Annotated in this window: 18 protein-coding genes and 1 tRNA gene; 9 read left to right on the forward strand and 10 right to left on the reverse strand. The window is 65.3% G+C overall.

Going from position 1 to position 18363, the window contains the following annotated elements:
- Together NG900_RS24245 and NG900_RS24250 are read right to left on the reverse strand one after the other, a co-directional pair.
- Entirely contained in the window at positions 1-1110 is a 1110-nt protein-coding gene (locus NG900_RS24245; RefSeq protein WP_252684571.1) for an ABC transporter permease, read from the reverse strand.
- Complete coding sequence (locus tag NG900_RS24250) at positions 1103-2623, reverse strand: ABC transporter ATP-binding protein (protein WP_252684627.1); 1521 nt, start codon at positions 2621-2623, stop codon at positions 1103-1105. Before NG900_RS24250 ends, NG900_RS24245 begins: the two co-directional genes overlap by 8 nt.
- A gap of 498 nt (positions 2624-3121) precedes the next feature.
- Here NG900_RS24250 and NG900_RS24255 point away from each other — a divergent pair, with 498 nt between their 5' ends.
- The 8 genes from NG900_RS24255 (at position 3122) to pcp (ending at position 10749) form a co-directional block, all read left to right on the forward strand.
- Positions 3122-4336 (forward strand): multidrug effflux MFS transporter, encoded by a 1215-nt coding sequence (locus tag NG900_RS24255; protein ID WP_252684573.1) that lies wholly within the window; start codon positions 3122-3124, stop codon positions 4334-4336.
- Positions 4337-4602: 266 nt separating this feature from the next.
- The gene (pxpB, locus tag NG900_RS24260) at positions 4603-5250 is read left to right on the forward strand and encodes a 5-oxoprolinase subunit PxpB (RefSeq protein ID WP_252684575.1); all 648 of its coding nucleotides are present in this window, start codon (positions 4603-4605) and stop codon (positions 5248-5250) included.
- Positions 5247-6308 carry a 5-oxoprolinase subunit C family protein gene (locus NG900_RS24265; RefSeq protein ID WP_289813963.1) on the forward strand — a complete coding sequence of 354 codons (1062 nt, stop codon included), beginning with the start codon at positions 5247-5249 and terminating at the stop codon, positions 6306-6308. Before pxpB ends, NG900_RS24265 begins: the two co-directional genes overlap by 4 nt.
- Before the next feature lie 18 nt (positions 6309-6326).
- Positions 6327-7070 (forward strand): 5-oxoprolinase subunit PxpA, encoded by a 744-nt coding sequence (gene pxpA / locus NG900_RS24270; RefSeq protein ID WP_252684577.1) that lies wholly within the window; start codon positions 6327-6329, stop codon positions 7068-7070.
- 59 nt (positions 7071-7129) lie between these two features.
- Complete coding sequence (locus NG900_RS24275) at positions 7130-7861, forward strand: DUF969 domain-containing protein (RefSeq protein WP_252684579.1); 732 nt, start codon at positions 7130-7132, stop codon at positions 7859-7861.
- On the forward strand, positions 7858-8850 hold the full coding sequence (locus tag NG900_RS24280; RefSeq protein WP_252684581.1) for a DUF979 domain-containing protein: 993 nt from the start codon (positions 7858-7860) through the stop codon (positions 8848-8850). The genes NG900_RS24275 and NG900_RS24280 overlap by 4 nt, the downstream gene beginning before the upstream one ends.
- 2 nt (positions 8851-8852) lie before the next feature.
- Positions 8853-9863 carry a DUF2891 domain-containing protein gene (locus NG900_RS24285; RefSeq protein WP_252684583.1) on the forward strand — a complete coding sequence of 337 codons (1011 nt, stop codon included), beginning with the start codon at positions 8853-8855 and terminating at the stop codon, positions 9861-9863.
- Between the two features lie 238 nt (positions 9864-10101).
- Positions 10102-10749, forward strand: a complete 648-nt coding sequence (gene pcp / locus NG900_RS24290) for a pyroglutamyl-peptidase I (protein ID WP_252684585.1) — start codon at positions 10102-10104, stop codon at positions 10747-10749.
- Between the two features lie 45 nt (positions 10750-10794).
- On the opposite strand, the gene NG900_RS24295 is transcribed toward pcp, so the two are convergent.
- The 8 genes from NG900_RS24295 to NG900_RS24330 form a co-directional block, all read right to left on the reverse strand.
- Positions 10795-11439, reverse strand: a complete 645-nt coding sequence (locus NG900_RS24295; protein ID WP_252684587.1) for a ribonuclease E — start codon at positions 11437-11439, stop codon at positions 10795-10797.
- 189 nt (positions 11440-11628) lie between these two features.
- Complete coding sequence (locus NG900_RS24300; RefSeq protein WP_252684589.1) at positions 11629-12261, reverse strand: DUF2968 domain-containing protein; 633 nt, start codon at positions 12259-12261, stop codon at positions 11629-11631.
- A gap of 92 nt (positions 12262-12353) precedes the next feature.
- Positions 12354-12443: transfer RNA gene (locus tag NG900_RS24305), tRNA-Ser, on the reverse strand.
- 75 nt (positions 12444-12518) lie between these two features.
- On the reverse strand, positions 12519-13796 hold the full coding sequence (gene hemW, locus NG900_RS24310) for a radical SAM family heme chaperone HemW (protein WP_252684591.1): 1278 nt from the start codon (positions 13794-13796) through the stop codon (positions 12519-12521).
- Positions 13797-13802: 6 nt separating this feature from the next.
- A complete protein-coding gene (gene rdgB, locus NG900_RS24315; RefSeq protein ID WP_252684631.1) occupies positions 13803-14408 on the reverse strand; it encodes an RdgB/HAM1 family non-canonical purine NTP pyrophosphatase in 606 nt (201 codons plus the stop codon).
- A 20-nt stretch (positions 14409-14428) separates the two neighbouring features.
- Entirely contained in the window at positions 14429-15145 is a 717-nt protein-coding gene (gene rph / locus NG900_RS24320; protein WP_252684593.1) for a ribonuclease PH, read from the reverse strand.
- Positions 15146-15248: 103 nt separating this feature from the next.
- The gene (locus NG900_RS24325; RefSeq protein WP_252684595.1) at positions 15249-16163 is read right to left on the reverse strand and encodes a PP2C family protein-serine/threonine phosphatase; all 915 of its coding nucleotides are present in this window, start codon (positions 16161-16163) and stop codon (positions 15249-15251) included.
- 103 nt (positions 16164-16266) lie between these two features.
- A complete protein-coding gene (locus NG900_RS24330; protein WP_252684597.1) occupies positions 16267-17292 on the reverse strand; it encodes a serine/threonine-protein kinase in 1026 nt (341 codons plus the stop codon).
- 123 nt (positions 17293-17415) lie between these two features.
- On the opposite strand from NG900_RS24330, the gene NG900_RS24335 reads away from it, so the two are divergent.
- The gene (locus NG900_RS24335; RefSeq protein WP_252684598.1) at positions 17416-18351 is read left to right on the forward strand and encodes a YicC/YloC family endoribonuclease; all 936 of its coding nucleotides are present in this window, start codon (positions 17416-17418) and stop codon (positions 18349-18351) included.
- The last annotated feature ends 12 nt before the right edge of the window (positions 18352-18363 follow it).

Here is an 18363-nt window from a genome sequence, read left to right on the forward strand (position 1 = left end):
TCAGTGGTGCGCGCGCCAGCGCAGGCGGTATTCGATAAGCGTGTCGCAGGCCAGCAGGAAGAACAGCAGCATCCCCTGGAACACCCCGGTAATGGCCGACGGCAGGCCCAGGCGCGATTGCGCCAGTTCACCGCCGATATAGAACAGCGACATCACGATTGCCCCGAGCACGGTGCCCACCGGATTCAATCGACCGACAAAGGCCACCACGATGGCGGCAAAGCCGTAGCCGGGGGAGATGGAGGGCAGCAGTTGGCCGATCGGGCCCGTCACCTCAAATGCGCCGGCAATGCCCGCCAGCCCGCCAGAGATGAGCAGCGCCGTCCACAGCGCTTTACGCGACGAGAATCCCGCGTAGCGCGCGGCCTGCGGTGCCAAGCCGCCGACTTGCAGCCGATAGCCCGCAAAGCTGCGGAACACGAACAGCGTCATCGCCGCCGTCATCACCAGCATGAACAGGAAGCCGACATGCAGTCGCGTGCCCGCCATCAGCGTGGGCAGCACAAACGCGCTGTCGAACACGATCGACTGCGGGAAGTTCATGCCGTTCGGGTCCTTCAGCGGCCCGTTGACCATGTACAGCAGCAGCAACTGCGCGATGTACGTGAGCATCAAGGAGACGAGGATCTCGTTGGCATGAAAGCGATCGCGCAGCAGCGCCGTTATCGCCGCCCACAGCGCCCCACCAACCAGCCCCGCGATGACGGCGATCACCAGTGCGAGGCCGCCCGGAATGGCGGGCGTCGGCGTATCGAAGGTGATGATCGTGGCCGCCGCAAAGATGCCGCCGACGATGAGTTGCCCCTCCGCGCCGATGTTCCACACGTTGGCGCGGTAGCACACCGACAGGCCCAGCGCGCACAGCACCAGCGGCACGGTCTTGAGCAGCACCTCGCCAATTGCACGCTTGGTGGCCAGCGGTTCAATCAGGAACACGCGCAGGCCGGCCACCGGGTCCTTGCCCAGCAGCGCAAACAGCAGCAGCCCGAACACCATCGTCAGCACCAGCGCGATCAGCGGCGAGGCATAGGCCATGGCGCGCGAAGGAATCGCGCGCAGCTCCAGCGAGATGGGCAGCGCCAGACGGCTGCCGTGCATGACGTCAGCCATGGGCCACCTCGGAGGTTGCTGCTGCCGAAGCCGAAGCCGAAGCTTTGTCCCACATGCCGCTCATCCACAGGCCGATCTGTTCGCGGTCGGTGGCGTGCGTGGGGGTGGAGGGAGAGAGGCGCCCGTTGGCGATCACGTGCAGGCGATCGCACAGCGCAAAGAGTTCGTCGAGTTCTTCCGACACGATGAGGATGGCGCAGCCCCCGGCCTTGAGCGCGAGGATTTCGTTGTGGATCTGCGCCGCCGCGCCCACGTCCACGCCCCAGGTAGGTTGCGCAACGATGAGCACGCGCGGCGCGCATTCGATTTCACGGCCGACGATGAATTTCTGCAGGTTGCCGCCCGACAGGCTCTTGGCCAGCGCATCCGGCCCGCCTGCCTTCACGCCGAATCGGCTGATGATGTTGCTGGCCAGCTTGGCGGCGGCCTTCTTGTCGATCAGTCCACCGCGGACCTGCGGCGCGCGCTGGTGCGTCAGCAGCGTATTGGCCGACAGCGACAGCGACGGCACCGCACCGCGCCCCAGGCGTTCTTCCGGCACGAAGGACAGCCCACGCTTGCGGCGCGCACGCGGGTCCAGCTTGGCGACGGGCTCGTTGCCGATGCGGATGGTCTGCGCTGCAGCGCGGGTGTCCTCGCCGGACAGCGCGGCCAACAATTCCTGCTGCCCGTTGCCCGACACGCCGGCAATGCCGACGATCTCGCCGCTGCGCAGCTGCAGGGCGATGTCGCGCAGCTCCGTCGCAAACGCGTGGGCCTTGGGCAGCGACAGGCCGGCCACTTCCATGCGTACCTCGCCCGGCGTGGTCTGCGGGCGCAGTTCGCGCGGGGGCTCGCCGCCGATCATCAGGCGTGACAGCGATGCCGGCGTTTCCTGGCGCGGGTCGCACACGCCCGTGACCTTGCCCATGCGCATCACCGTGGCGGTGTGGCACAGGGCCTGGATCTCGTCGAGCTTGTGGCTGATGTAGAGGATGCTGGTGCCTTCCGCAGCCAACTGGCGCAGCGTCACGAACAGCTTTTCGACGGCCTGCGGTGTCAGCACCGAGGTCGGCTCGTCGAGAATCAGGAGACGCGGCTTGGTCAGCAGCGCGCGCACGATCTCCACGCGCTGGCGCTCACCCACGGAAAGCGTATGCACATGGCGATGCGGTTCCAGCGGCAGACCGTACTTGTCGCCGGTGGTGCGCACCTGTTCGGCCACGTCGCGCAAGTCTGTGCCCGCGGGCAGGCCGAGCAGGATGTTCTCGGCCACCGTGAGCGTGTCGAACAGCGAGAAGTGCTGGAACACCATGGCGATGCCCAGCGCGCGCGCCTGGTGCGGGTTGGCGATCTCGACGCGCTGGCCGTCGAGCTGCATCTCGCCGGCATCGGGCTGCACGGCGCCGAAGATGATCTTCATCAGCGTCGATTTGCCGGCGCCGTTTTCGCCCAGCACGGCGTGGATTTCGCCCGGCGCGACGGTGAGGCTCACGCCGTCGTTGGCGACCACGCTCGGGTAGCGCTTGGTCATGCCTGTCAGCGACAGGCGCGGTGGGAGTGGTGTCACAACAGGTTGGCTCGTGGTTTCCGTGCCGCTCACCGCGAGCGCATGGCGCTGCGGAGGCGGTCTCTTATGGGTGTTGACGGCACTTCACAGCAGGCGATGCCAACGCAGATTCGCGCCGACGCATCGCAGCAATCATCACCATGCATTGATGATTGGCATCAACGGTCAATTATATCTTCCGGTACAGCTGCAGACGCCGATTTCGGCTGGTCTGCAGCTGCCTCGTACGAGGGGTGGCAGAGTGCAAATCCCATGCCGGGCCGAGCGCGCCGATTTGCCGGTGCGAACTTGTCTTGCCGGAGTATGCAGGTGGCATGCGCGGCCCCCGCATGGGGCGAATCGGCAAGGTCGATGATGGCGTGCACTTGATCTGTGCGCAGGCGAGGTATGCCACTTTGCGCTACAGTCTGCGGTTTGCTTCGGCTCGGTGCTCCGCCTGCTGCCGCGCCCCGTTTCCTCCTCATGACTGCTCCCGCTCCCGCACGATCCCGCATGCCGGGCCCGATTCCTGGTTGGCTTCTACTGCTTGGCGCGCTGACCGCCATCGGCCCGCTGTCGGTCGACATGTACCTGCCGAGCCTGCCCACCATTGCGCGCGAGCTGAACACGTCGTCGGCCGCGGCTGGGGTCACGCTCACGGTGTTCCTGATCAGCCTGGCGATCGGCCAGCTCATCTACGGCCCGGCCAGTGACCGCTTCGGCCGCAAGCCGCCGCTCTATATCGGCTTGGCGATGTACGTGGCGGCGTCCATCGGCTGTGCGTTCGCCAAGGACGCCACCACGCTGGCCGTGCTGCGCGGCGTGCAGGGCTTTGGCGGGTGCGCGGGCATGGTCATCGCCCGCGCTGCGGTGCGCGATCGCATGGACCCGGCCGGCGCCGCGCAGGCGTATTCGACCCTGATGCTGGTGATGGGCGTGGCGCCCATCCTTGCGCCGATGATCGGCGGGGCCGTGCTGCAGTTCGCGTCGTGGCGCGTCATCTTTGCGCTGCTGACGGCGTTCGGGGTGGCATCGCTGGTGGCGGTGCATTACCTGATGCGCGAGTCGCTGGCGCCGGAGCAGGCGCGCAAGCTGGCCGTCAGCCATGTGCTGCGCGACTACTGGGAACTGCTGCGTGATCACCATTACGCCGCCTACATGTGGTGCGGCGCGGTGTTCCTGTCAGGCATGTTTGCGTACATCACGGTGTCGTCGTTCGTGCTGATCGACGGCTACGGGCTGACGCCGTCGCACTACGCATGGGTATTCGGCAGCAACGCGGCGGGGATGATCGCCGCCTCGCGTGTGAACGTGCGACTGGTGCGCAAGTATTCGCCGGTGCGCGTGCTTCGGCGGGCGCTGTGGGTGCCGGCCATTACCAGTGTGCTGGCCGCTGCGGCGGCGGCCGTTGGCTTTACGCCGCTGCCGCTCGTGCTGGCGGCGCTGTTCTGCTACATCGCGTCGATCGGCTGCATCTCGCCCAATACCGGCGCACTGGCGATGGCGGGGCAGGGCGCACGCGCAGGCACCGGCTCGGCGCTGATGGGCGCCATGCAATTCGGCCTTGGCATGGTGACGGGCACCGTGGTCGCCGCCATTGGCCAGAGCGCGCTGCCGCTGCTGGGCATGATGGCCGTTTGCGCCGTCGCCGCACTCGTTCTGGGCCTGCGCATCACGCGCGAAGAGCCGACGGCCTGATCCTCGGCTGCATATCGGCGCTCGCGTTCTGTGGGCGCCGTCTTTTAAATGTGAACCATGAATAACACGCCCGCCACGCGGAGCGTGTTCCGCGCCTATGATGAGTACGGTTGGCCCGAACCTGTGCCGACACGGTCTCATCGGCTAAGGGTTACTTCTTATATAGAATTTATCGACGTTTTATTAACGTATCGCTTTCGTTTTCACTCGCGCAGTGTTTTGCCTGGATCGTCCCGGCAAACGGCGCACACGAGACGGGGGTCAAGTTGCAGTGCACGATTCATCGGCTGGGCGAACTGGCGCTGTTATGCGAAGTGCCGCCGCCGGCGACCCTGAATTGCCAGCAGCGCATCTGGGCCATGGCCTCGCGCGCGTCCAACTGGGCGGGCGTGGTCGACGTGGTGCCCGGGATGAACAACCTCACACTCGTGTTCGGCCCGCTGGCCGATGCGCAGCGCCTGGAAACCCAGCTGCGCGACGCCTGGGCAGAAAGCGAGGCCCTGGTGGCCGACGGCAAGCTCGTCGACATCGAAGTTGCTTATGGTGGTGACGAAGGCCCCGACCTGCGCGAAGTGGCCAGGCACACCGGGCTGACGCCGGCCGAAGTCGTGCGTCGCCATACCGCACCCGAATACATCGTCTATTTCCTGGGCTTCCAGCCGGGCTTTGCCTATATGGGCGGGCTCGACAAATCGCTCGCCACCCCGCGTCGGCCCGAGCCGCGCATGGCCGTGCCGGCCGGTTCGGTGGGCATCGGCGGCGAGCAGACCGGCATCTACCCGGCCGCGTCCCCCGGCGGCTGGCAACTGCTGGGCCGCACCGACGCGGCGCTGTTCATGCCGCAGCGCAATCCCCCCGCGCTCCTGGCGCCGGGAGACCGCATTCGCTTCGTCGCCTCGAAGGTGCGCGCATGAGTTCCAAGCTCCAACCCATGATCGAGATCGTGCGGGCCGGCGTGCTGGCCTCCGTGCAAGACCTTGGCCGTACCGGCTATCGGCGCTTTGGCGTGTGCACGTCGGGCGCGCTGGACCCGCTGTCGCTGTATGTGGGCAACCGCCTGGTCGGCAACCGCAGTGATGCGGCGGGCATCGAGTTCACGCTGGGCAACGCGACGCTGCGCTTTCATGCGAACGGCCTGATCGCACTGACCGGCGCCGATTGCCGTGCGACGCTCGATGGCCAGGCGGTGCATGCCTGGCGCGCCGTTCCTGTGCAGCGGGGCCAGACGCTGACCTTGCGCGTGGCGCAGGGCGGCGTGCGCGCATACCTGTGCGTGGCCGGCGGCATCGATGTGCCGGAGATGATGGGCTCGCGCAGCACGGATCTGAAGGCCGGCTTCGGCGGCTTCGAAGGGCGCCCGCTGAAAGACGGCGACAAGCTGCCCGTGCTGCCCGCCGATACCACCTATGCCCCCGACATCAGCGGCGATGCCGTCGCGGTGAAGGCCGCACGCTGGACGTTCGACCGTGAGCGCGATCACACACCGGTCATGCGTGTGCTGCCCGGTCCGGAATACGACGACTTCGTCGCCGACGCGCAAGCCGCGTTCTGGGAATCGGACTGGACGCTTACCCCCAACAGCAACCGCATGGGCTTCCGCCTGCAGGGGCCGGAGCTCACGCGCAAGAAACAGCGCAGCGCAGATCTGCTCTCGCATGGCGTGGTGCCGGGCGTGATCCAGGTGCCGCCGTCGGGCCAGCCCATTGTGCTGATGGCCGACGCGCAGACCACCGGCGGCTACCCGAAGATCGGCACCGTCATCCTGGCCGACCAATGGCGACTGGCGCAGATTCCACTCGGCACGCGGGTGCGCTTCGAGCGCGTGACGCTGGAGGAGGCCGAGGCCGCCCGCGCCGACGTGGCACGTTATCTGCAACAAATCGAAACCGCGCTGGATTGGCAGCGCCAGGGCATTCTCTCGACCGCGCGGCGCACCGCGCGCACGCAACTCAACGCGCGACCGAACGCCTGAAGCACCGGACTCAACATCATGACCACGATTGATCTGAACGCGGACCTTGGCGAAGGCTGCGATACCGACGAGGCGCTGCTCGCGCTGGTGAGTTCGGCCAACATCGCTTGCGGCTGGCACGCCGGCGACGTCAACACGATGCGCCAGACCGTCGGCTGGGCGCTGCGCCAGGGCGTGTCGATCGGCGCGCATCCGAGCTTTCCCGATCGAGAAAACTTCGGCCGCACCGAGATGCACCTGCCGCCCGACGAGATCTACGCCGGCGTGCTGTTCCAGATCGGCGGCCTGTCGGCCATCGTGCGTGCGCAGGGCGGCAAGCTGTCCCACGTGAAGGCGCATGGCGCGCTGTACAACCAGGCCTCGCGTGACCGGCCGCTGGCCATGGCCATCGTGCGCGCCATTCGCGATTTCGATCCGTCGCTCACGGTGTTCGGCCTGGCCGGCGGCGAACTCGTCAAGGCGGCGCGCGAATTGGGCCTGTCGGCCAAGGAAGAGGTCTTCGCCGATCGGGGCTACAACGCGGACGGCTCGCTCGTTAAACGCGGTACGCCCGGCGCCCTGATCGACAGCGAAGAGGCGGCGCTCGACCAGACGCTGACGATGGTGCGCGAACAGCGTGTGAAGGCCATCGACGGCACGTGGGTGCCGATCCACGCGGAAACGGTTTGTCTGCACGGCGACGGCGCGCATGCGCTGGCGTTTGCGCGACGCATTCGGGAACGGCTGGGCAGCGAAGGCATCGCTGTTCGTGCCGGCACCTGAGCCACGACGGCCTCGTCTTTCCGGCGGGGCTTTTTCATAACCTTGGGGGGAAGCACCACATGAGTACGGCAGTCAATCTGTGGCCATTGATCGGGGTGGCCATCATCGTCGTAGGGTTCGTCCTGCGATTCAATCCACTGCTGGTGGTGACCGTGGCCGGGCTGGCAACGGGGCTGTCTGTCGGCATGGACCCTGGCACGCTGCTGGAAACCTTCGGCGAGAAGTTCATCAACAGCCGGTCGCTGGCGGTCTACGTGCTGATTCTGCCGATCATCGGCCTGCTGGAAAGCTACGGTTTGAAAGAGCGCGCGCAAGACTGGATCTCCAGCCTGGCGAGTGCAACCTCCGCCCGCATCCTGATGCTGTATTTCGTGCTGCGGCAAGGGCTGGGCGCACTCGGCCTGACCTACATCGGCGGTCATGCGCAAACCGTGCGGCCATTGCTGGCGCCCATGGTGGAAGGTGCGGCTGCTGCACGCCACGGCGACCTCCCACAGCACATCCGCGACAAGCTCCGGGCGCACTCTGCAGCCTGCGACAACATCGCGATCTTCTTCGGTGAAGACATCTTTATCGCCTTTGGCGCGGTGCTGCTGATGGATGCCTTCCTCAAGGAAAACGGCATCGCTGGCGTTGAGCCCCTGCAACTTGGCCTGTGGGCGATTCCCACCGCCATTTGCGCGCTCGTCATCCACATGTTCCGCCTGGTACGGCTCGATGCCAGCATCCAGCGCGATGTCGATGCATGGAAGCAAGCCAATCCCTCCAAGACGAATGAGGTGACAGCATGACCACACTGCTAACCATTAACAGCGTTTTCTATCTGATCGGCTTTATCGTGATGCTGCTGGTCGGCATGACGCTGCGAGACAAGGGCAACCCCAAGCGCCTGACCACAGCCTTGTTCTGGTTCCTGTTCGGCTTTGTATTCCTGTTCAGCGATCTGCTCGTTTCCACGCTCGGCAAGCCGATGGCGTATCGCATCGTTGGTGTGATCGTCGTCCTGATCTCGCTGATCGCGGGGGCAGGGTTGCTGTCGATCGGCTCGTACAGGCAGAGCACCCCGGAACAACGCCATGCCTCTGCCAACAAGCTGCGCAACAAGTTGTTTGTGCCTGCGCTGCTGATCCCGGTCATCACGGTGCTCTGCACGCTGTTTCTGAAGGGTGTTGCCGTGGGCGGCGTCTACATTCTGGATCAGAAGCAACTGACGTTGGCCGCGCTGTGCGTGAGCTGTGTGTGCGCACTCCTGGTCGGCTGGGCGCTGACCGGCGGCTCGCCGCTGCATGCGGTGCGTGAGTCGCGGCGTCTGCTGGATTCGATCGGCTGGGCAGCGGTGCTGCCGCAGATGCTGGCGATGCTGGGTGGCGTGTTCGTGGCGGCCCAGACGGGTAAATCGGTGAAGGACATCGTGAGCCTGTTCGCCGATCCGAATAACCGCTTCCTGCTGGTGGTGATCTACTGCGTGGGCATGGCGCTGTTCACCATGATCATGGGCAATGCGTTTGCGGCGTTCCCGGTGCTGACGGCCGGTATCGCGCTGCCGCTGCTGGTGGTTGGCCAGCACGCTGATCCTGCCCCGCTGGTGACCATCGGTATGCTGGCCGGCTATTGCGGGACGTTGATGACGCCCATGGGCGCCAACTACAACATCGTGCCGGCGGCACTGCTGGAGTTGAAGGACAAATATCTCGTCATCAAGACGCAGATTCCCACCGCGCTGGTGCTGCTCAGCGCCAACATCCTGCTGATGTATTTCCTGATCTTCCGCCATAGCTAACCATGCAACTTACCGTCGATCAGGCCGCGGCCTTTGCCGCGTTGCCGTTGCGCTCGCTGCGCCACGAATATCCGAACCACATCATGCATGTCCTGAATGGGCCGCAAGATGTGCTGTCACCGCGCGCCATGCACCCGGTGTTCTACGGTTGCTACGACTGGCATTCCGCCGTGCACGGGTATTGGCTGCTGGCGCGCTGTGCGAGGCTGTACCCGTCGTTGCCGCAACAGGACGCCATTACGGCGCTGTTTGACGAGCACTTCACTGTCGAGAACATGCAGCAGGAGTGCGCGTATTTCCAGACGCCCGGGCGCACGTCGTTTGAGCGCCCATATGGGTTCGCCTGGATCGTGGCATTGGCCCAGGAGCTGGACGTTTGGCAGCATCCCAAGGCGAAGACGTGGCTGGCAGCCATGGAACCGCTGACGGTGGAAATTCGCAGCCGCATCTTCAGCTACTTCACCAAGCTGAGCTACCCGATCCGCGTTGGCACGCATTACAACAGCGCCTTCTCCTTGAAGCTGATTCTGGATTTCGCCCGCCATCGCAGGGACGTGGAGCTGGAGGACCTGGTGGTGTCCGCTTCCCGCCGCTACTACCTGAATGACACCGACTATCCGGCGCACTACGAGCCCGGCGGCGACGAGTTCCTCTCAGCAGCGCTGACGGAAGCCTTGTTGATGTCGGACGTGCTTGGCCCCGATGCGTTTCCTGGCTGGTTCGCCGAGTATTTGCCGGCGCCTGGAGATATCCGTTGCCTGATGACTCCCGCCGATGTCAGCGACCACAGCGACCCCAAGATCGCGCACCTGAACGGCCTGAACCTGAGCCGGGCATGGTGCATGAAGCGGGTTGCTCGGCGTCTTCCGAAAGAGGCGCCAGCCAGCGCTGTGCTGGAAGCGGCAGCACAACGCCATATCGAGGCCGGCCTGCCGAACGTGGTCAGTGGGGAATATGCGGGTGAGCACTGGTTGGCAACCTTCGCCATGCTGGCGTTGGAGCCGGTTCATTGAGAAGGAGCTCCCCATGACAGTATCCAGTGGGTCACGTATACGCGCGACGGGCAGTCGATTTCAACATCGCGCACGCTGCGCTGCTGGAGCAGTCCGATAAGGACGATTGCGTCGGGGGCGCGTGCGCTGTGCGCTGCGCCGGTTCGTGTCCTACCGGCGCACGCCACCGCGCGTGGCGGCATCAGGTTCTCAGGACGCTTTTGATCGATATGTTTGCCGCTGTTTGCAGGAGAACGCCATGCCAACCGTCCTCGTCACCGGTTTCGATCCATTCGAGAACGAGCCCATCAACCCGTCATGGGAAGCCGTGCGTACCCTTGATGGCCAGGGGATCGGCGGCGCCGATATCATCGCGCGCCAGTTGCCAACCATCTTCGGCGAATCGAACAAGGTGCTCGGCAAATTGCTGCAGACGCTGCACCCCGATGTGGTGATTGCCGTGGGGCAGGCCGGCGGCCGCTCCGAAATGGCCATCGAGCGCATCGCCATCAATGTGGACGACGCGCGCATTGCCGACAACGCGGGCAAACAGCCCATCGACGTCGCCATCGCGAGCGATGGGCCGGCCGCGTATTTTTCAACGCTGCCGATCAAGGCCATCGTGCGTGAGCTGCGAGCCGGTGGTGTGCCCGCCTCGGTGTCGCAAACGGCGGGGACGTTCGTCTGCAACCACGTCTTCTATGGGCTGATGCACGCCATTGCCCGCCACAAGCTGCTGACGCGCGGTGGTTTCATCCACATCCCGTATCTGCCGTCACAGGCGGCCAGGCACCCGGGGCAGCCGAGCATGGCGCACGACACCATCGTCGCCGGCCTGCGCATCGCCATCGAGACGACGCTGCGCACGCTGCACGATGTACGTGAAACGGGCGGCCAACTGCACTAGGCAGCCGCCGCCCGTCTGAGGGGATGTGGTGGGGTACGCCTCGGATCAGTCCGTCAGGCGCGTGTGGCGCTGCAGCTCGATGCGCACCGACGTGCCGGGGGCGACGTACCCGGAAGTGATGGGCGCCGTGTCGGCCATCGCGCGATAGGTTTCGATGGCCGTCGGTTTCGCACGGACCGGTGCCGCCGGTCGAGCAGGCGGCTTGGGTGCGGCCGCGCGGCCGATGGCGCGTGCAGATGTCCGCGGCTTAACCGTTTTAACTGCTGCCTGTGCGACAACATGCGCCGCTGTGGCAACTGCGGGGCCGCCCTCGTCTACCGGATCGGCGGACTGTACTGCCGTTGTCGGAAGGCGCTCCGGCGCAGCGATCGGCGCGGGCGGCTGCGAGATGGCAGCCAAGGTGGCCTGATCGAAGTGCGAGACCGGCTGCCGATGCTGCCCTGTATGCCAGCCCGTCAGCGCTGCCACCACCGTGCATGCCGCGCCGATCGCCAGCACGGTCAAGCGCCGCCGCCATCGCACGTGTCGTCCGGCGTCGCTCTGCATCTGCGGCTGCGGACCCTCAGACGTGCTGGCCAGGGCGCCCTTGATTGCCCGTACGGCGTCGCGCGGCGTCCCAAAGGGCGGCGGCACGCGCACGAAGCCCGGTAGCCCCAGGTGTCCGTCGATGATGAAGTTGAGGGAATCCAAATCCGTCTCCGCTGATGGCTGCAGAGGGCGCGCAGGCCACTTGCAGGAACAGCGCAAATGCTAGGAGTCGGTGGAAAGACCGTCGATCAGACAACTCCGAAATCCGTGGAGAAATGTGTCGAACACGGTTGACCGCCAGCCTGCCGTCCATGCGGCAAGCCGGGGAAGGGCAATGCAGCGGGAAGAGACTTACGGTGCAGGCGACCAGTGCGGATCGTTCAGCTGCTTCTCCAGCAGGCGGATCTGCTGCTGCAGCGAATCCACCTGTGTCTGGTAGGCGCGGCGCTCGATGTCCAGGGCCTTGGTTTCCTGGCGCATGGCCTGTTGCTCGGTCAGCATCTTCTGGCGTTGCGCCTGCATGATGCGCACTTCCTGGCTGAGCGAAGCGGCCCGTTGCTCGGCGGCCTGAGCCTCGCGCTCGAGCTGGGCTCTCTGGCCGGCAGTCACGGCGCGGCGCAGGTCGTCTTCCGCCCATGTGCGGGTCTGGCGGGCCAGCGTGTCATACGCGCCTTCGGCCGGTGCCACCGACATGAACTTGTACACACGCCACAATTCTTTGCGATACGACAGCGCGACGTAGGCCGTGGTGTCTTCGTTGACCAGCAGCAGGCTCGTGCCGTAGTCGCCGTTGTAGGTGGTGCGCAGCTCGGTCAGGCGCTTCTGCGCCAGCAGCTGCTGCAGCTCGGCCACAGTGCCGCCCGTGGCGGCGGTGGGCGCCGCCGGCGCCTGCGGCGCAGAGGCTTGAGCATGGGCCAGCCCGGCACCCGCAACGGAAGCTACGGCGGCGAGCACGAGAACGGTTCGGCGGAAAACGAGGGACATCGCAGGAATCAGGAATCGGAGCCGACGCGACTATATCAGCTTTGCAGGCCGCTTCAGCCCGGAGTGGGGAAGGGCGCGGGGAGGGAGGGGGTTGGCGGAAGCGGTGAGATTCGAACTCACGGATGGGTCACCCCATCGGCAGTTTTCAAGACTGCTGCCTTAAACCACTCGGCCACGCTTCCTTGGTACTGGATTGCTCATTGCTAGCAAGGCCGCCATTGTAACGGCACCCGGCGCAACTTGGCACCGGGTAAGCGTCAGTTTTCGTCGTCGGCCAAGAACAATGCCTGCAGATCGTTCAGGAACCGCTGGCCCAGTTCGGTCGGGCGGATGGCCACGTGGTCACGCGTGAGCAGGCCGCGCTGCTCAGCGGCATCAAGTTCGCGCTCGATGGCGCGCAAGGGCAGGCCCGTGCGTTCCTGGAACAGCGTGACCGGGAAACCGTCCGTCAGCCGCAGCGCGTTGAGCATGAATTCGAACGGCAGATCGGCCGCATCGACTTCGCGCTGCTCCTGCACGACCGCCGCGCCGCCGGCGGTTTCCGCCTGGCGCAGATAGGTGTCCGGATGCTTGTGCCGCATCTCGCGGATGACGCGGTGCGGAAAGCTCAGCTTGCCGTGCGCGCCCGGGCCCACGCCCAGGTAATCGCCGAACTGCCAGTAGTTCAGGTTGTGCTTGCAGCGCTTGCCGGCCTTGGCATAGGCCGACACTTCGTAGTGCTCGTAGCCCGCCGCGGCCAGGCGCGCGTGGATCCAGTCCTGCATCGCGAACGCGGTATCGTCGTCCGGCAGCGCGGGCGGGTACTTGGCGAAGAGCGTGTTCGGCTCCAGCGTCAGGTGGTACAGCGACACGTGGTTGGTATCGAACGACAGCGCGGCTTCCACGTCGGCCTCGCACTCGGCAAGCGTCTGGCCGGGCAGCGCAAACATCAGGTCGAGGTTGATGTTGTCGAAGTGCGTGCGGGCGATGTCGATGGCGGCACGCGCCTCCGCCGCACTGTGGATGCGCCCCAGCGCTTGCAGGTGTTTGTCGTTGAAGCTCTGGATGCCGATCGACAGGCGGTTCACGCCGCTGGCGCGGTAACTGCGGAAGCGCTCGGCTTCGAACGTGCCGGGGTTGGCTTCCATCGTGATCTCGGCATCGGCATCCACGGGTAGCAGCATGCGGATGTCCGACAGCAATCGGTCGAGCCCCTGCGCAGATAGCAAGCTGGGCGTGCCGCCGCCGATGAAGATCGTGTGCACATGCCGGCCCCACACCATGGGCAGCGCGGCCTCAAGGTCTTGTCGAACCGCTGCGAGAAAGCGCTCTTCCGGAATGCCCTGTTCGGGTTCCGCATGCGAGTTGAAATCGCAGTACGGGCACTTGCGCACGCACCATGGCACATGCACGTACAAGGACAGCGGCGGCGAGGCCGGCAGGCTGATCTTGCCCGGCTGCAGGAAGACGGAGGTGACCTTGTCGCCTGTCTGGCCAGACTCGGCGGCGGTCTCGGAGGGCGTCTTGCTGGCGCCGGCGGGGTAAATCGGAATCATCGAAACTCAAGCGCTCTCAAACAGGCGCAGCCGCTCGACCAGTTGCGCGAGGGCTTGTGCGCGATGGCTTACGCGGTTCTTCTCAGCCTTGGTCAATTCTGCGGCGGTCTTGCCGAGGTCGGGCAGCAGGAAATGCGGGTCGTAACCGAAACCGCCGTCGCCGCGCGGTGTGTCGATCACCTGGCCGAACCAGTTGCCCTCGGCGATGATCGGCTGCGGGTCATCGGCGTGGCGCACGTACACCAGCACGCAAACATAGTGCGCACCGCGATCGGCCTTGCCGGCCAGTTCGCGCACGAGACGTGCGTTGTTGGCGGCGTCCGATTTCTCTTCGCCCGCCAGTTGCGCATAGCGTGCGGAGTACACGCCCGGCGCGCCGTCCAGCGCATGCACGCAGATGCCCGAGTCGTCCGCCAGTGCAGGCAGGCCCGAGGCGCGGCTGGCATGACGTGCCTTGGTGAGCGCGTTTTCGACGAAGGTCGCGTAGGGTTCTTCCGCCTCGGGAATGCCGAGCGCGCCCTGCGGCGTGACGTCGAATCCGAGGGGCGCGAGCAGCGCGTTGAACTCCGTCAGCTTGCCGGCGTTGTTGGAGGCAAGGACGACTTTGCCGATCTTGCGCATGGCAGCGTCGCTCACAGGCCGAGCGCCTGCTTTTGCAGGCCGATCAACTCGCGGATGCCCTGGTCGGCCAAGCCGAGCAGCGCGTCCATTTCCGCACGCGAAAACGGTGTGCCTTCGGCCGTGCCTTGCACTTCCACAAAGCCGCCGCTGCCCGTCATGACGACGTTCATGTCGGTATCGCAGGCGGAGTCTTCGGGGTAGTCCAGATCCAGCACCGGCACGCCGTCGACCACGCCCACCGAGATGGCGGCGACGAAGTCGCGGATCGGGTTACCGACCAGCTGACCCTTCTCGCGCATTACAGAGACCGCGTCATACGCGGCCACGAAGGCACCGGTGATGCTGGCCGTGCGCGTACCGCCATCGGCTTGCAGGACGTCGCAATCGAGGTGCAGCGTGTGCTCGCCCAGTGCGCGCAGGTCGAACACCGAGCGCATCGCCCGGCCGATCAGGCGCTGGATTTCCTGGGTGCGGCCGGTCTGCTTGCCGCGCGCGGCTTCGCGGTCGGAACGCGTGTGCGTCGAGCGCGGCAGCATGCCGTACTCGGCCGTCACCCAGCCCTCGCCGCTGCCTTTCTTGTGCGGCGGCACCTTGGGCAGCACGCTGGCCGTACAGAGCACCTGGGTGTCGCCAAAGCACACCAGCACGGAGCCTTCGGCGTGGCGCGTGAAGCGGCGGGTGAGGGTGACGGGGCGGAGTTGGTCGGGCTGACGGCCGCTGGGACGCATGTGGGGTCTCGCTGTGGAAAACGGATAGCCCGACATGATACCGGCCCGCGCTGCCAGCGTGATGCAGGCAGGGCGGGCCCGTGCGGAACGGCGCGGCGACGCGTTAGCGCGTCAGGTTGCTGGTCTTGTCGATGGCGGCGCGGATCTCGGCGATGGAGCGCTCGATCTCCTCTTCCGACATCAGCCCGGATTCGCTGCCCGGTGCATCCAGGATGGACGTGGTGAAGGCGTTCAGCGGCAGGGTGTCGGTCTGCACCGAGTCCTGCGTGGTGGTCACTGCATCCAGCTCCCACATCATGGCGATGGCGGTGGTGTTGTCGGCGGTATCGCCGGCGTTGCGCAGCGCCCGCGCGATGAGTTCGGGAATCGCCTGGGTGACCGAGAAGCTCGTGCAGGTGTCGACCAGTTCGTCTTCCTGCACGCTGCCCCACAGGCCGTCGGAGCACAGCATGGCGACGTCGCCCGGCTCCAGGTTGACCGGTCCGCCGATGTCGATCAGCGGTAGGTTGGGCGAACCCAGGCAGTTGTAGATCTTGTTGCGCTCGGGGTGGTTGGCCACCTGCATGGGCAGTACGCGGTCCTGCTGGAGCAGGTTCTCGATCTTGGAGTGATCGCGCGTGCGCGTCACCAGCGCGCCCTTGCGCATCAGGTACATGCGCGAATCGCCCGCATGTGCCCAGTGCAGCGAGCCGCGCTGTGCCAGCGCGCAGACGATGGTCGTGCGCGGCGCATCCGGCAGGCCGTTGGTCTCGGCGTAGCGGTGGATGTCGCGGTGGGCGAGCATGATGCTTTCGTTCAGGAAATCGCGCGGATTGCGGATCGACGGGCGTGCATGCCGCTGGAACTGGCGCGCCATGGTCTGCAGCGCCTGCTGGGCCGCGACTTCGCCGAGCGAGTGCCCGCCCAGGCCATCGCACAGCACCATCAGCATGGCATCGCGCGTGAAGCAGTACCCCATGCGGTCCTGGTTGACGCGTCGCGCGCCTTTCTTGCTTTCTTGATAGACCGAGAATCGCATTGCGGCTATGAGTATTCGGTGAGGGAGTGTGGTGCGGTGGCGTATCCCGGCCAGCGCTGCACCATTTTGTGACATACGCCGCCTATAGGCGACAACTTGGCGGTCAACTGTCCCGGCGGCGCAACAGGCGGCTCATGAAACGCGTCGTCAGCGCCTCTTTTTCTTCCGGTACGGGGCCGCCAAGGGTGACGGCGGTCAGGGCGTGCAATTCGGTCAGCGCATTGCTTTCCTCGCGCAGCACCTTCTGCAGGCGGAACACGCTTTGCGGGCGCTCTTCCGGCTTGAATTTCAGGCACCAGCCGACCAGGTCGATCAGGCTGGATGTGTAGACCTTGCGCAGGCGCTCGAGGCCTTCTTCCAGCTTGTCGTCCTTCTCCCGCTGCGTAGCTTCCTGCGGCGGGGTGCCGGCCATGCAGGCATAGATCGTGGCGCCGATGCTGTAGATGTCCGTCCACGGCCCCAGTTCGTTGTGCTTGCGGTACAGCTCCGGCGCGGCAAAGCCTGGCGTGTACATCGGCTGGAAGCGCGCGGCTTCGGACGTGAGCGTCTGCCGCGCGGCGCCAAAATCGAGCAGGATCGGCGAATGGTCTTCGCGCAGATAGATGTTGCCTGGCTTGATGTCGAGGTGCAGCAGCTTGTGGATGTGGACTTCGCGCAGGCCGCTCATCAGGTCGTGGAAGACCTGGCGGATGAAACGCTCGCGCAGCATCTTCAGCTTGCCTTGCTGGCGTGCGGTGAGGATGTGCTCCTGCAGCGTTTTGCCCTGCTCATACGTCATCACCATGTAGACCGTGCCGTTTTCCCGGAAGAAATTGAGCACGCGCACGATGGCAGGGTGGGAAATCTTGGCCAGCGACCGGCCTTCTTCAAAGAAGTATTTGAGCCCGAGGCGGAATGCACTTGCGCTTTCTTCCGGTACCACCGGAATCAATTCGCCAGGCGCGCGACGCGCCAGCGAAGACGGCAGATATTCCTTCACGGCCACCGGCGTCCCATGCTCGTCGGTGGCGAGGTAGACGAAGCTGAACCCCCCGCTGGCCAACTTCTTTACAATACGATAGTTGGACAGCAAGGTGCCGACCGGCAACGGCGCACTGCGTGGCTGTCCTGAGCCTTTTGACTCTGTCATGGGTTTGTGTCGCGAAATGGCTGTCGGATTCTCCCTGAGCAGTCCACACGTTGTAAAGCGACAAAAGGTGGGGGATTCCCCGCCAATTCTCCGAGTTGTTCCAAGCAAAAAAACCGAGATTCCATGATCCATAGCATGACCGGCTACGGCGTCGCCACGCGCCAGGCAGCCTTTACCGATGCCCATGGCGCACCTAGCGGCAGCGTCGCCACCGTCTCGGTCGAGTTCCGCACCGTCAACTCGCGTTTCCTGGATTTGCTGTTCCGCGCGCCGGAAGAGTGCCGCGCCTTCGAGCCGGCCCTGCGCGAGATGCTGATGAGCGCGCTGTCGCGCGGCAAGCTGGAGTGCCGGATCAACCTGCAACGCCAGGAAGCCGCCAGCGACGTTGCCGCGCTCAATGTGGACGTACTGCAACAGCTGGCCAAGCTGGAACAGGAAGTCACGCGTTATCTGCCGGCTTCGGGTTCACTGCGCATGGGCGAAATCCTGCGCTGGCCCGGCGTGCTGGCGCAGCCGGAGTTGACCCAGGACGCCTTGCGCGACGCGGTGGTCGACGCCGCCAAAGAGGCGCTCAAGCAACTTCTGGAGTCGCGCCGCCGTGAAGGCGATGCGCTCAAGGCAGTGCTGATCGATCGTGCGGACGCGATGCTCGCGATCGTCGACCAGCTTACGCCGATGGTGCCGACGCTGATCCAGCAGCATCAGGACAAACTGACTGAGCGCCTGCGTGAAGCGTTTGGCCTGGCCGCCCCCGAGGGCACCCCGGCGCTCACCCGCGATGAACTGTCCGAGCGCATCCGCCAGGAAGCCACCGTCTACGGTATCCGCATCGACATCGCCGAAGAACTCTCGCGCCTGCAGGCGCACCTGCGGGAAACGCGCCACATCCTGGAGAAGGGCGGCCAGATGGGCAAGCGCCTCGATTTCATGATGCAGGAGCTGAACCGCGAGGCGAACACGCTCGGCTCCAAGGCCGCCGCCAAGGAACTGGCCGACGCCTCGATGGAACTCAAGCTGCTCATCGAGCAGATGCGCGAGCAGGTCCAGAACCTCGAATAACTCAAAACGATA

It is taken from the genome of Ralstonia soli, from assembly GCF_023955655.1.
Classification (GTDB): Bacteria; Pseudomonadota; Gammaproteobacteria; order Burkholderiales; family Burkholderiaceae; genus Ralstonia; species Ralstonia soli.

What these genes read in the sequence shown, in the direction of transcription:
- NG900_RS24275 (WP_252684579.1), top strand. Translation starts at nt 7,130, where the DNA reads ATGAGTACGGCAGTCAATCTGTGGCCATTGATCGGGGTGGCCATCATC.
- pxpA (WP_252684577.1), top strand. Translation starts at nt 6,327, where the DNA reads ATGACCACGATTGATCTGAACGCGGACCTTGGCGAAGGCTGCGATACC.
- NG900_RS24285 (WP_252684583.1), top strand. Translation starts at nt 8,853, where the DNA reads ATGCAACTTACCGTCGATCAGGCCGCGGCCTTTGCCGCGTTGCCGTTG.
- NG900_RS24280 (WP_252684581.1), top strand. Translation starts at nt 7,858, where the DNA reads ATGACCACACTGCTAACCATTAACAGCGTTTTCTATCTGATCGGCTTT.
- NG900_RS24330 (WP_252684597.1), bottom strand. Translation starts at nt 17,292, where the DNA reads ATGACAGAGTCAAAAGGCTCAGGACAGCCACGCAGTGCGCCGTTGCCG.
- NG900_RS24250 (WP_252684627.1), bottom strand. Translation starts at nt 2,623, where the DNA reads ATGACCAAGCGCTACCCGAGCGTGGTCGCCAACGACGGCGTGAGCCTC.
- NG900_RS24335 (WP_252684598.1), top strand. Translation starts at nt 17,416, where the DNA reads ATGATCCATAGCATGACCGGCTACGGCGTCGCCACGCGCCAGGCAGCC.
- NG900_RS24325 (WP_252684595.1), bottom strand. Translation starts at nt 16,163, where the DNA reads ATGCGATTCTCGGTCTATCAAGAAAGCAAGAAAGGCGCGCGACGCGTC.
- NG900_RS24300 (WP_252684589.1), bottom strand. Translation starts at nt 12,261, where the DNA reads ATGTCCCTCGTTTTCCGCCGAACCGTTCTCGTGCTCGCCGCCGTAGCT.
- NG900_RS24255 (WP_252684573.1), top strand. Translation starts at nt 3,122, where the DNA reads ATGACTGCTCCCGCTCCCGCACGATCCCGCATGCCGGGCCCGATTCCT.
- rph (WP_252684593.1), bottom strand. Translation starts at nt 15,145, where the DNA reads ATGCGTCCCAGCGGCCGTCAGCCCGACCAACTCCGCCCCGTCACCCTC.
- NG900_RS24265 (WP_289813963.1), top strand. Translation starts at nt 5,247, where the DNA reads ATGAGTTCCAAGCTCCAACCCATGATCGAGATCGTGCGGGCCGGCGTG.
- pcp (WP_252684585.1), top strand. Translation starts at nt 10,102, where the DNA reads ATGCCAACCGTCCTCGTCACCGGTTTCGATCCATTCGAGAACGAGCCC.
- hemW (WP_252684591.1), bottom strand. Translation starts at nt 13,796, where the DNA reads ATGATTCCGATTTACCCCGCCGGCGCCAGCAAGACGCCCTCCGAGACC.
- NG900_RS24245 (WP_252684571.1), bottom strand. Translation starts at nt 1,110, where the DNA reads ATGGCTGACGTCATGCACGGCAGCCGTCTGGCGCTGCCCATCTCGCTG.